Source organism: Polynucleobacter sp. JS-JIR-II-b4, assembly GCF_018687815.1.
Classification (GTDB): Bacteria; Pseudomonadota; Gammaproteobacteria; order Burkholderiales; family Burkholderiaceae; genus Polynucleobacter.
In genome coordinates, this window is sequence record NZ_CP061306.1 from 1,633,115 (window position 1) to 1,645,336 (window position 12,222).

The following is a 12,222-nucleotide window of genomic DNA, read 5'->3' on the forward strand; positions in this document are numbered from 1 at the left end:
ACCCTGGCAGATCTATATATTTGTTGGGGCGGTGGCGGAAGATATGGGAGATTGCTTACGCACTTATTGTCACTAAATGAAAAACCTCTATTAAGTCCACTCTAGAAGCGATATAGACGCTCCGGATTGCTCACTAGTACTTTCACTAAATTTTGGCGATTTGGAATCCAATCCGGTAGTAAGTTAAAGACCCTCACGTCGTCAACAATTCTGTAAGGTGTTACTTGGGTTGCTGGAATGCCGGCGATGGTATTGGTATGGGGCCAATCACTTGCCCAGAGCATGCGATCAGCATTGGTTTCTACGTAAAGCTGAGCCAAATCTTTCACTTCAGAATAGTCAGGGCCCGCTTCAGAAATTCGATAAATACCAGATAACTTGATATAAATTTGGCCTGACTTAGCTAGATCCAAAATCACAGGTAACTCTACTTGTTTCTCAAAGCCCTTTGCTTTGATGGAGGCGAAGTGATCAAAAACAACAGGCACCGGAAGAGTGTAGATGGTATCGGCTATGCCGGCAATAACCTTAGCTGATGCGTAGATCTGAATATGTAGCCCAAAATCTTTTATACGCTGCGCCAAGGAAATTAATTGTTTGCGCGCCACTTCAGCATCAAAGATGCCGGAGGTAGAGAGATTCATGCGAACACCGCGGGCACCCATAACAACCATTTTGGTCAAGTCTTGATCGGAAGTTTTCTCATCAATCACAATCACTGCACGAGCAGAATTACCCATCTCCTCAGTAGAGAGTAGCTGGAAGGTGTTATCTGTACCATAAAAACTAGGCTGAATTAATACCACCCTGGAAAGATGTAGTTGCGTGAGATGTTTTCTGAGCTCAGGTACTCCACACTCAGGTGGGGTATAAACTCGATCTGAAACCATAGGGTATTTAGATTGGGGACCGATAACATGAATATGACAATCACATGCACCAACAGGCACATCAAAGTTAGGCTTCAATTGAGACTCCGCAAAAGATTCGGTAGAGAAAAGTGTGCTACCCGCGAGTAGTGCAGTTGAACTGGCAATGAAATTTCTTCTAGTGATCATGGCCTACCCTTAAAAAAACTAGCCTTTAGAAAAATGTCTAACAAAAGAATCACCTACTGCTTTGGTACCCAGGTTTCCGCCAATATCTCTGGTTACTTCGCCGGAGTCAATTAATAGCCCAACGCATTTTTCAATTGCTTTTGATGCATCAGTAAACTGAACTTGAGTAGTTTTTTGGCCATGCCAGTTCAAGAGCATGGCTGCTGATAGAACAAGCGAGAATGGGTTAGCGATATCCTTACCAGCAATATCAGGCGCAGAGCCATGTGCTGCCTGGCCCATGGCGTATTGCTCCCCAGCATTAAGCGAACCACCTAGGCCAAGACTGCCAGATAGCTCCGCCGTAAGGTCAGACAAAATATCTCCGAACATATTAGTTGTGACGATAGTATCAAAGCGTTCTGGTGCACGCACAACATGAGCCATCATGGCATCAACAATGAAATCATCAATTTGCACTTGTGGATAGTTTTGGCCAATGGCTTTGCAAATTTCGATAAACATACCATCACCAATTTTGAGGACGTTCGCTTTGTGAACAATGGTGATATGCTTTTTGCGAGTCATTGCTAGCTCAAAAGCTGCTTTTGCAATACGTTCACAACATTGCCTGGTAATCCTTCTCAGAGAAATAACTACATCAGGCGTAATGAGCATTTCGCTGCCGCCAGATTCAATATTCCTATCAGCATAAAAGCCTTCAGTATTTTCTCGTACGACAGCTAGATCAAAGGGCTTTACACAGGTCGGCACCTTTGGGTATGTGCGCGACGGACGAATATTGGCAAATAGATCTAATTCTTTTCTAAAAAATTTAGAAGGATTAATCTCGCCTTTAGACTCATCTTTGAAATCATACGTTGCCATGGGTCCGAGCATGAGACCATTAGCTGCCTTTACTTTTTCAAGCAGTATTGAGGTAACGGTGCTCCCATATTTTTCTAGGCTGCTATGTCCAGCAATTTCTTGCTCTAGCACTAGGCCTAAATTAAATTTAGCGGAGGCGCTCTCTAATACTTGAGTTGTTACAGCCATGGTTTCTGGGCCAATACCGTCCCCAGGAATGATGATGATTTTCATTTCTTCTTCTTTATTTTGAATCTAGTCGTTCTTAATTTCAATAGTCTTTAATAGTTTGCTGTATTTGATGGTTTCACGCTTAATGAATTCCATGAACTCGGCTTGTGAATTTATCTTAATGAATAAGCCATCCTTCTCTAAGGGGCCGCTAAAGGACGGATCTTTTAATACCTCGTTAATTTCAGCATTTAAGTAATTTGCAACATAATCTGGAGTGCCTACGGGGGCAAAAATACCTCCCCAAAGTGTAAAGTTAAATCCCTTAATGGCATCTTCGGATACGGTATGCACTTCAGGAAGAATGGCCATTCTCTTTTCGGAAGATACCGCAAGCGCTCTGAGAGCTTTACTTTCAATATGAGGAATAACAGCGGGTGCGCTTGAGAAAAAGATATCGACATGACCGCCAAGCAAATCAGTCATTGCCTGCCCAGCTCCCTTATAGGGGGCATGCGCCATATTAATATTCATATCTTGCGCTAGGGATGCCGCAGCTAAATGTCCGGGCGTCCCGCTACCTGATGAGGCGTAAGTCATTGATCCTGGTTTTGCTTTGGCGAGCTTAATAAATTCAGGGAGGGTGCGATAGCTAGAGTTTCCTGGTGCGGCAAGAATGAGTGGGGCATCCCCTATTAGTGCTACGGGCCTGAAATCTTTATTGGTGTCGTAGCCCACATCCTTATTCACAATTGGATTGATCACCATTTCGCCAGTTTGGCCTAAAAGGAGGATGTAACCATCAGGTTTTGATTTGGCAACATATCTTGTGGCTAGGGCCCCTGTAGCCCCTGGCTTGTTTTCAACTACAAAAGTTTGTTTTGTGCGAATACTCAGCTTATCTGCCAATCGTCTAGCTAGAACATCACCCAGGCCCCCTGGGGCATAGGCAACCACAATCGTTACAGGTTTATTAGGAAAAGGGGGCGCAGAACTTTGTGCGTTGCAATATGAAATTAAGAATAGTGCGGTTAACAGCGCGCGAAAAATTGTCTTCATTCTGTTGAGATTAGCCTATGCAAAAAATTGTATATTCTTAAACCCGGCTATAAAGCATGGGGATTTTTTATTGACATAAGTAGATATTACACAAAGATAAAACTCCCACCATTTCTGATGGACCCACCAGATCTCGAGCCTCGGACCAACAGAATATGAGGGTAGATATTCAAAGAAAATCACCGGGATTTTGGGAGTGAATATCTAAATTCGATACCCCAAATCCCTTTATGAGAGAGCGATTATTATAATCGGCAACACTGAAAAAATCTCCAAGGGTGGTTTAGCTGCGTCCACTAAATATTATTCGCCTGTGATTTTCTTTTCCCTGATAAGCCGGCCCCAAGTTAATGATTCTTTGGCCATATATTTTCCTAGTTCCTCGCGCGAGGTAGGCATTGGAGTAAGACCATGATCATTCAATTGCCTCACTACATCAGGCGAATTTAGAACCTTCACAATCTCCACATTCCAGCGATCTAATATCGGAGCTGGTACCTTAGATGAGGCAACAAAGGCATACCAATTAGTCGCATTAAAACCAGCGTATCCAGATTCGGCAATGGTTGGGATTTTAGGTAGCGATTTAAGGCGCTGCGGCCCCGTAACTGCCAAAGGAATCAGTTGCCCATTTTCGATATAGGCTTGAGACGTACTGTAGGTCGAGAAATATGCCGCAACACGACCACCTAGTAAATCTTGTAGCGCCGGCGCTCCACCCTTGTAAGGCACGTGTACCGTTTGAATGCTAGCCATTTCGTCTAGCAATTCTCCCGCTAGATGCGATGCAGAGCCAGGTCCAGTAGATGCATATTCTAATTTTTTAGGATTTTTTTTAGCATAAGCAATGTACTCTGCAAACGTTTTAATGCCAGTACCCGAATTGACCACAAGAATATTTGGGAAATTAACCCCCATCGTGATTGGCGAAAGATCCTTAAAGGGATCGTACGGAAGCTTCATCATATGTGGAGCAATGGTTAGCGGTCCAACTGAGCCAAATAGGATGGTACTGCCATCGGTAGGTCCATTAGCAGCAAACTGATGTGCAATATTTCCACCTGCGCCACCACGGTTATCGACAACCACATTTGCACCAATGTTCTCACTGAGTTTTTTTGAAATGATCCGAGCTGCCGTATCTGCAGCTCCACCCGCTGCAAATCCAACGACCATAGTGATCGTCTTTTTAGGCGGAAATTCTTGAGAATATGCTGGGTAAGTAAGTAAGCTTAATGTAAGACTTAGAAATACATTAAAGATATTTTTCTGTTTCGTAGTAATCATTTTTACTATTCTCCACTTAAGCCAAGTTTGTTGGGTTGACGTTTTTCAATTGCATTCTTTAAAAGCGCTACAAGCCTATAGAATCCATGGGCAAATTTCCCATAAGGCATTGTTAAAAAGAGGCCCATCACAAAGCCTAAATGGGTAGCAAGTAATGCAGGCATTGCACTAGTATCGCGATAGGCTAAGAGAGCTAAGCCTGAGGCGCTAATGAAGAAAAGCAGCAGAATAAATGCTCTATCCATTGGTTTTTGAGAAGCATCTCCATGCTCAGCATTTCTCTTAAAATTCAAATATAGTAGGCCTGCAGGTCCAATCAGCAAACCAATACCGCCAAGCGTTCCTAAAATGACTGGAATACTATTGAGCGCATATGGAGCATGTAAATCCAGTAAATAGTGATACAAAGTTGCTACGCTAGTAGCCGCAAAGCAAAGCATGAAGCCGTAAAAAGTGAAATGGTGAAACCGCTTACGCCACAAAGTAAAAGCATCGTCTTCGTTATTACAGCCCTCTCCATGACCACCGCCAAGATACTTCAAAGTTAATGCGTCATGTGTCGCTTCGGCGACCGCACCCCCCGAGGAAAGACCCGGATCAATGCCGCGCCAGAAATTCTGCAAACCAATTAGCAGGGCAATTATTGAAAATCCAAAAACTGCGCCAAACATGATTGCCAAGGTATTGTGTGAAAAGATTGCGTAAAAATTTCCGTTAAGCGGACCAGAAGTTAGGGTTCCATTCACTACCAGCGTTAGCAGTAAAAATAAAATGAGCGAAAGGGATGCCGCCATTGAAACGGCCACCCCATTTGATTTATATAAAGAGCCAAAGGCCTTTGGCCATGCATAAGCAATATAGGTGTCCTTACGAACTTGTGCCATTACTTTTGGAATATTTACAGCAAATTCATGTGGTGGAGCGTATTGGCAAGCATACAAACATGCCCCACAGTTATGACAAAGATTTGCCATGAAATTCACATCAGCAGGCAAAAACTCTATCCGTCTCGTCATAGCAGGAAAGACCGCACAAAATCCCTCGCAGTATCGGCAGGAATTGCAGATAGTCAACATACGAGCCGCCTCTACTTCTGGCGCATTTGAGCCTAAAGCACTCGCTTCCAAAATTAAGGATTTAAGTTGCTGCATGGGAATGGCTCCTATGATGTAACGCTGCTTTTGCTGCTTCACTTCCCGCTATTCGCCCAAATACTGTTCCAATCGCCATGCCAATACCTGCTGCATAACCTTTACCCAATACATTTCCAGCCATCATCTCTCCAGCTACGAATAAATTCACGCTTGGTTGATTATTAAAACGAACCGCTGCAGTTTCATCGGTTTTTAAACCTAAGTAGGTAAATGTAACGCCAGGTCGAACTGCATAACCATAAAAAGGACCTTTATCTATCGGCAAGGCCCAATGTGTTTTTGGTGGGTCTAGACCTTCGGTGTAACAGTCATCCATGATCGTATGATCAAAAGTGCCCACTCGACATGCTGCGTTATATGCACTCACTGTTTGCACCAAGGCGCTTGGATCTATACCAAGCTTTTTCGCTAACTCTTCAAGGGTATCTGCTTTTTCGCCTGGAAATACCGGTGGCATAAAACGGCCCAATACTTTGGAATCGATGATGGAATAGCCAATTTGGCCGGGCTGCTGAGCAACCAATCTTCCCCAGAAGGCGTAACGCTTGGGCCAAAAGTCTTCACCTTCATCAGAAAAGCGTTGTGCATTTTTATTAACAACAATTCCAAAGGAAACTGCATCAATGCGAGTACAAATACCGCCGTCATATAAAGGCGCTCGCGCATCGACCGCAACCATGTGGGCCTGAGTTGGATCGCTCACTGAATCCGCACCCAGCCCAATCAATTGCTTAAGCAAAACACCCTTATTGTATTGGGTGCCGCGTATTAAAAAGTTATCCGCTGGAGATTCGCCATACTCATTAATACCCCAAGCCTCTTTTAGCCACTCGCGATTCGATTCAAAACCACCTGCAGCTAAGACACAAGTCTTTGCCTCAATTCGTTCATTACCTACATAAGCAGCTATAAATTTTCCACTCTGGATTTCTAGTTTATCTACTGGTGAGTTGTAGCGAATTTCTACGCCCAACTTCTCGGCACTTCGGTAGTAGGCATTCACTAAGGCTTTACCACCACCCATAAAGAATGCATTAGTACGGGATAAATTAAGAGTCCCTGATAAAGGTGGCTGAAAGTGCACTCCATGATGCTTCATCCATTTGCGACATTGAGATGAAGATCGTATGACATATCTAGCCATTTTTTCATCTGTCTTGCCACTGGTTACCTTCAAAATATCCTGCCAGTATTCTTCTTCCGGATAGGATTCCAGCATGACATCTTCCGGTTGCTCATGCATTGCGCGAATGTTGCGGGTATGCGCTGAATTACCGCCTCGCCATTCCCTTGGGGCAGCCTCTAAAACCAATACAGAAGCCCCAGCTTCTCTTGCCATAAGAGCGGCGCAAAGAGCGGCATTGCCGCCGCCAATGACCAGCACATCTAGTGGATTTTGTTTTGCTTGGGAACTCATAATGGCAGTATCTAATAGAACTTTTATGTTGAGAAGTGCAATATTTAATTATTGTGTATAAACAATAATAATATCCCAACCCCTTCTCAGGCGCTCTTTTGAATCCATTTTAAGAAAGCTTCACTCGCTGGAGAAAGGCTGGTGTTTTATAGCGCAACAACAAGCCATATTAGTAGGAGTCTACGTTAATCGTCATGATCTGCGCTGTTGCTCATACTCTCCATCGCGATCTTTATAAGCATATCAACAAATCCAATCTCAATACATTACTTCAAAGCCTCCAATATTGCTTTAGCCATTGAAGCGGTATTACCCTTGCCATTAATGTCTCCAGTCCGAGCATTCGGATTTGCTAGGGCTATCGTGGTTGCCTCTGACATTGATCTTGCCATCGCCACAGCCTCGGGGATATTTCTACTATGCCCGAGCCAATCGAACATCATGCGGGTTGATTCAATTATGGAATAGGGATTGGCAATGCCTTTGCCAGCAATATCCGGTGCCGAGCCATGGGTCGCTTGCGCCATCGCCACATCGCCATCGCCAATACATAAACCAGGCGCCATACCTAAACCACCCACGAGACCTGCCGCTTCATCCGATAGGATGTCGCCAAACATATTAGTGGTGACAATTACGTCAAAGTTCTGAGGGTCGCGTACGAGGCGCATTGCCATAGTGTCCACAATCACATCATCAACTAGCACATCTGGATATTCGGGTGCTAATTTTTTGCATTCCTCAACAAACATCCCGCAACCCAACTTAAAGACGGTATCTTTATGTACATATGTTAAATGCTTCTTTCGCTGTCGTGCAAGTTCATACGCAGCCTGGGCCACACGTCGACTGCCGGTTCTAGTAATTACGCGCATTGAAAGCGTCATCTCATCACTTGGACGAAACTCTGCATTCCCAACTAACATATTCCGGTCTGGCTGAAAGCCCTCATTATTTTCACGAACAATAATTAAATCAATATCATCACGAAGACAGCCTATGTCTGGATAAGAGCGTGTTGGTCTTACGTTTGCAAATAAATTAAATTGCTTGCGCAATATAGGATGGGGATTAATTGCATTCACTTGCTTTGGATAAGCTCGATGTCCAATGGGACCCAAGATCCAACCATCTAAAGTATGCAGCGTTTCTAAGGTTTCTGGTGGCAGGGTATGGCCATGGATATCAAGCGCACGACGCCCGACTGGCAATGGTACCCACTCAATATCAACCTGGTGAATATTCGCTGCTGCCTTAGCAACCTCTACCGCAACTGGCACAATCTCGTGACCAATATCATCACCCTCCAGAATTCCTACGTGTAATTTTTTTGACATTACTTACTTTTCTAATTGAAGAATCTAAGCTTTTGATCTCAGCATCTTTGATATAGCGTCAACTTCACCATCCAAACGGAGAAACAAAAGGTCTACCGAAAGGTCTACCAGCACGAATCGTTTGTACTGGAACTAAGCTGTACATTCCAGGACGCTTATTGCTGCGAGTATCTAACCATTCGACAGGCTTCTCAACCAAATCAAATATAGAGATATCTGCCGACGCATTTTTCTTTAGTGTGCCTAACAAAGGATCGCGATTAATAATTGCCGCAGGTCTATTAGTAGCCATAGCAATCACCTGGTTCAGGCTAAAGCCCAAGGTTAAGAACTTGCTCATGACATTTGGCAAATAGGGAATGCTGGGAGAGTTGCCACTAAATGCATGCAAATCACTTGAGATCGTATCCGGCATCAGACCCTGCTGAATGGCAGGCTCAGCAACCGTAAAGTCAAAACTTCCACCGCCATGCCCAACATCAATAATTACACCCCGTTTCTTGGCCTCTAAGGCTGCGGCAATGAGCTTACCGTTTTGCACCGTATTGTTGCCAGCGCCACTATAGGCATGAGTCAAGATATCACCTGGACGCAGGAGGTCCAACAAGTTCCCAAGATCGCCAGGAGCATTACCAATATGGCACATCACTCGAGTACCCTTTATGCCTGAGCGCTCCGCCGCTTCTCTTGCTCTGCGCAAAGGCTCAATGCCGTTCTCACCCACCACATCCAATGTTTCTCTCACCTTAATGCCAAGTACTAGATCGGGGTTCTCATTCACTACTCGCGCTGCTAAATCAATATTAGCGTAATCAATGTTTCTCATCTCACCAATTGGATAGCCAGCTAAACCAATTGATGAGATGTGTACAAAAGCGAACATACGACTACGAGCCTGGGCTTGAATAAAGTTTTTAAAGGCAGAGAAATTATTACCGCCTGCATCGCCAGCACTAACAAAAGTTGTTGTAGCAGTAAAATGTACTAACTCATCAGCAGGCAAGCCAATTGCGGAAGCTTGGGGATAGGTATGAGCATGTAAATCTACCAAACCAGGGGTAATAATTTTTCCCACTGCGTTGATTTGCTGCGCAGCCTTGTCTCTTGGCAAGTTTTTTTGTATCTCAACGATGCGGCCGCTGCGAACTCCAATATCCATTACAGCATCAAGATTTTGAGATGGATCAATCACGCGTGCACCCGTTATCAACAAGTCATATCCGCCTGGAGCTGATAGCCCTTGTTGCGCAAAACTGCTTCCAACACTCCCCAGGACAGGGAGTGCTGCAACCCCAAGGGTGCACTGCAATAACTTTCGTCTTTGGTGATTCATGCTTGTCTCCTCACAATATTTTTTAGCGCTGATTTTTATCCTTTAAAGGATGCGGATGCTATCTCTTATAACCAGTCTTTGAGCCAAAAAGCTTTTCTCTTTGAGACCAGTCATGGGTTTCATCCCATAAGGCCAAGACTTTAGGCGCCTCAGCTTCAAAGAATGGGTACATAGAGGCCACACAAGTATCTGCAGTTAACTCTAGGCGATGACCAGATGGATCAAAGAAGTAAATAGAGGTGATGAAATCATCATGGTTCGTAGGTCCTAAAACTTTAACCCCTTTTTTCTCTAAATCTTTTTTAGCCTCTATGAGTACCTCTAGACTTTCGACCTTAAAGGCAAAATGCTGTATCCAGTCTGGTGACTCCTTATCCTTGATACTCCCAGGATCTTTTGGACACTCAAAAAATGCAATGCAGCTACCATCTTCCATTTGAAAAAAGATATGGATATGTGGGCTGTACAAACCAGTAGAAGGAACATGATCCTCACCCATGGCATGTGAAAACTTCAAACCCAATATTTGGGTGTAAAACTGTACCGTTTCCTTAGCATCGAGACAACGATATGCAGCATGATGAAGCCTTTTGCAAAGCATTTGAACCTCCGGAGACTATTGTTTGGAGATGTTGGCCATAGCCACCACCCTTTTCCATTTGGTAATTTGATCGGTGACGTATTGCTTCATTTGAGGACTTGAGCTAGACGGCGTAACCAACCCACCTGTATTTTCAAGTTTGGCAATGACTTCTGGATCTGACAATACTTTTATTACAGCAACATGCAAACGTTTTAATACCTCAGGACTCATGCCCTTTGGCGCGGCCAAACCAGTCCATGAAGTAACCTCATACGCAGGGATAGCGTCAGCAACCGGGGAGACTCCTGGCAACAACTTATATGGCTTCAAAGAAGTAACTCCTAGCGCCCTCAACTTTCCCGTTTCCATCTGAGTTTTAGTGACGGTAATAGAGTCAAACATGACATCTACCCTCCCGCCTAAAACATCTTGTAAGGGTCCTGCCCCTCCCTTGTAGGGCACGTGCATCATTTTTACGCCAGCCATGGAAGCAAATAACTCGCCAGATAAATGCTGAGTTGAGCCAATTCCAACCGAGGTGTAGGAGATCGAATCAGGCATTACTCTAGCGGCCTTAATCACATCAGCTAAGGTCTTAAATTTACTCTCCTCACTGACAGAAACTGCAAATGGAAACTGTGTCACTATAGAAATCCAATCAAAATCCTCAATTGGATTAAAGTTGAGCTGCTTATATAAAGCGGCAGAAACTGCGTGACCTCCAGTCATCAATATCAAGGTATTGCCATCAGGCGCTGATTTAGCAACTGCAGCACTAGCGATATTACCTCCGGCTCCCGTCTTTGCATCAACAATTACCTGTTGCCCCAACTCTTTAGATAGGCCAGGGGCAATAATGCGTGCAATAGTGTCAGAATTTCCGCCCGCACCAAATCCCTGCACTAAAGTAATTGGCTTATCAGATGATGATGTTTGAGCGCAGACTGAGCCAGCTATAAATGCCGAGAATAAAAAGGTTTTAATCAACATTTTTTATACAGTTTTAATTTTTTGACGTATAGCACCAAATATAGAGCGACCATGGTCATCCAACATTTCGATATAGACCTCGTCCCCATTTTTCAAAAACGGGGTGCTGGCTTTTCCATGAACCATTTGCTCATGTATGCGAGCCTCAGCTACGCAACCAAACCCACTAGCTTCATCCTGATTGGTTACTGACCCAGCACCAATAATGGTGCCTGCACTTAGGGACCGAGTGCGGCACGCATGTTCAATTAAATCAAGATAGGTAAAGAACATGTCTTGACCAGTATTTGGCTGACCCATACGCATGCCATTAATTCCAGAAATTAGTGGCAAATGTAATTTCTCACCATCCCACACATCACCCAACTCATCTAAAGTAACTGCGACAGGTGAAAATGCGCTTGTAGGCTTAGCCTGCAAAAATCCAAAGCCCTTAGGGAGCTCTGTTTTAGTTAAAGCTCGTAATGTGTAATCATTTAAAAGCATTACCAGCTTGATATGCTTACCAGCATCAGTCTTAGTAGTCCCCATTGGTACGTCATCGACAACAATTGCAACTTCAGCCTCGTAGTCTGGCTCCAAAGTCGCCTCTGGAAACACCATAGTTTCTTCGGGGCCACAGAATCGGTCTGACAAGCCCTGATACATCAAAGGCTCAGTTTTGTAATTAGGCGGCATCTCAGCACCCCTAGCCTTACGAGCCTTTTCCATATGGTGCAAATATACGGAGCCATCTAAAAACTGATAACTTCTTGGAAATGGGCTTTCTAATTTTGATACATCCAGATCAAAGGCTTCACTTGAGGTATTAGCGTTTAGTTGCTCATAAATCTTTGACAGACTTGGTTGAATCGAAACCCAATTCTCAATAGCCTTTTGCATAGTTTTTACAATCTGCGGAACTAAGGCTGCGCGGCTCAAGTCTTTAGATACAACAAGTAGTGCCCCGTCACGATCGCCAGTTTTCAAGCTAGCTAGTTTCATCCA

At 44.1% G+C, this 12,222-nt stretch carries 11 protein-coding genes; all 11 read right to left on the bottom strand.

Going from position 1 to position 12,222, the window contains the following annotated elements; genetic code table 11:
- Positions 1-101: 101 nt before the first annotated feature.
- Complete coding sequence (locus ICV90_RS08320) at positions 102-1,058, bottom strand: amidohydrolase (RefSeq protein ID WP_215358423.1); 957 nt, start codon at positions 1,056-1,058, stop codon at positions 102-104.
- An 18-nt stretch (positions 1,059-1,076) separates the two neighbouring features.
- Positions 1,077-2,138, bottom strand: a complete 1,062-nt coding sequence (locus tag ICV90_RS08325; protein ID WP_215358424.1) for an isocitrate/isopropylmalate dehydrogenase family protein — start codon at positions 2,136-2,138, stop codon at positions 1,077-1,079.
- Between the two features lie 21 nt (positions 2,139-2,159).
- Positions 2,160-3,134: a tripartite tricarboxylate transporter substrate binding protein gene (locus ICV90_RS08330; protein WP_215358426.1), complete on the bottom strand. Its 975-nt coding sequence runs from the start codon at positions 3,132-3,134 to the stop codon at positions 2,160-2,162.
- Between the two features lie 303 nt (positions 3,135-3,437).
- Positions 3,438-4,421 carry a tripartite tricarboxylate transporter substrate binding protein gene (locus ICV90_RS08335; protein WP_215358436.1) on the bottom strand — a complete coding sequence of 328 codons (984 nt, stop codon included), beginning with the start codon at positions 4,419-4,421 and terminating at the stop codon, positions 3,438-3,440.
- 5 nt (positions 4,422-4,426) lie between these two features.
- On the bottom strand, positions 4,427-5,572 hold the full coding sequence (tcuB, locus tag ICV90_RS08340; protein ID WP_215358438.1) for a tricarballylate utilization 4Fe-4S protein TcuB: 1,146 nt from the start codon (positions 5,570-5,572) through the stop codon (positions 4,427-4,429).
- On the bottom strand, positions 5,559-6,992 hold the full coding sequence (gene tcuA / locus ICV90_RS08345; protein ID WP_215358440.1) for an FAD-dependent tricarballylate dehydrogenase TcuA: 1,434 nt from the start codon (positions 6,990-6,992) through the stop codon (positions 5,559-5,561). Before tcuA ends, tcuB begins: the two co-directional genes overlap by 14 nt.
- A gap of 266 nt (positions 6,993-7,258) precedes the next feature.
- Positions 7,259-8,329, bottom strand: coding sequence for an isocitrate/isopropylmalate dehydrogenase family protein (locus ICV90_RS08350; RefSeq protein ID WP_215358442.1), 1,071 nt, complete (start codon positions 8,327-8,329; stop codon positions 7,259-7,261).
- A 64-nt stretch (positions 8,330-8,393) separates the two neighbouring features.
- Positions 8,394-9,662: an amidohydrolase family protein gene (locus ICV90_RS08355; protein WP_215358444.1), complete on the bottom strand. Its 1,269-nt coding sequence runs from the start codon at positions 9,660-9,662 to the stop codon at positions 8,394-8,396.
- Between the two features lie 58 nt (positions 9,663-9,720).
- A complete protein-coding gene (locus ICV90_RS08360; RefSeq protein ID WP_215358446.1) occupies positions 9,721-10,263 on the bottom strand; it encodes a VOC family protein in 543 nt (180 codons plus the stop codon).
- Positions 10,264-10,278: 15 nt separating this feature from the next.
- Positions 10,279-11,235 carry a tripartite tricarboxylate transporter substrate binding protein gene (locus ICV90_RS08365; protein WP_215358448.1) on the bottom strand — a complete coding sequence of 319 codons (957 nt, stop codon included), beginning with the start codon at positions 11,233-11,235 and terminating at the stop codon, positions 10,279-10,281.
- A gap of 3 nt (positions 11,236-11,238) precedes the next feature.
- A complete protein-coding gene (locus ICV90_RS08370; protein ID WP_215358450.1) occupies positions 11,239-12,219 on the bottom strand; it encodes a fumarylacetoacetate hydrolase family protein in 981 nt (326 codons plus the stop codon).
- Positions 12,220-12,222 lie beyond the last annotated feature (3 nt).

Coding starts and splice junctions, on each gene's coding strand:
- ICV90_RS08350 (WP_215358442.1), bottom strand. CDS start 8,329: ATGTCAAAAAAATTACACGTAGGAATTCTGGAGGGTGATGATATTGGT.
- ICV90_RS08365 (WP_215358448.1), bottom strand. CDS start 11,235: ATGTTGATTAAAACCTTTTTATTCTCGGCATTTATAGCTGGCTCAGTC.
- ICV90_RS08330 (WP_215358426.1), bottom strand. CDS start 3,134: ATGAAGACAATTTTTCGCGCGCTGTTAACCGCACTATTCTTAATTTCA.
- tcuB (WP_215358438.1), bottom strand. CDS start 5,572: ATGCAGCAACTTAAATCCTTAATTTTGGAAGCGAGTGCTTTAGGCTCA.
- ICV90_RS08370 (WP_215358450.1), bottom strand. CDS start 12,219: ATGAAACTAGCTAGCTTGAAAACTGGCGATCGTGACGGGGCACTACTT.
- ICV90_RS08360 (WP_215358446.1), bottom strand. CDS start 10,263: ATGCTTTGCAAAAGGCTTCATCATGCTGCATATCGTTGTCTCGATGCT.
- ICV90_RS08325 (WP_215358424.1), bottom strand. CDS start 2,138: ATGAAAATCATCATCATTCCTGGGGACGGTATTGGCCCAGAAACCATG.
- ICV90_RS08355 (WP_215358444.1), bottom strand. CDS start 9,662: ATGAATCACCAAAGACGAAAGTTATTGCAGTGCACCCTTGGGGTTGCA.
- ICV90_RS08320 (WP_215358423.1), bottom strand. CDS start 1,058: ATGATCACTAGAAGAAATTTCATTGCCAGTTCAACTGCACTACTCGCG.
- ICV90_RS08335 (WP_215358436.1), bottom strand. CDS start 4,421: ATGATTACTACGAAACAGAAAAATATCTTTAATGTATTTCTAAGTCTT.
- tcuA (WP_215358440.1), bottom strand. CDS start 6,992: ATGAGTTCCCAAGCAAAACAAAATCCACTAGATGTGCTGGTCATTGGC.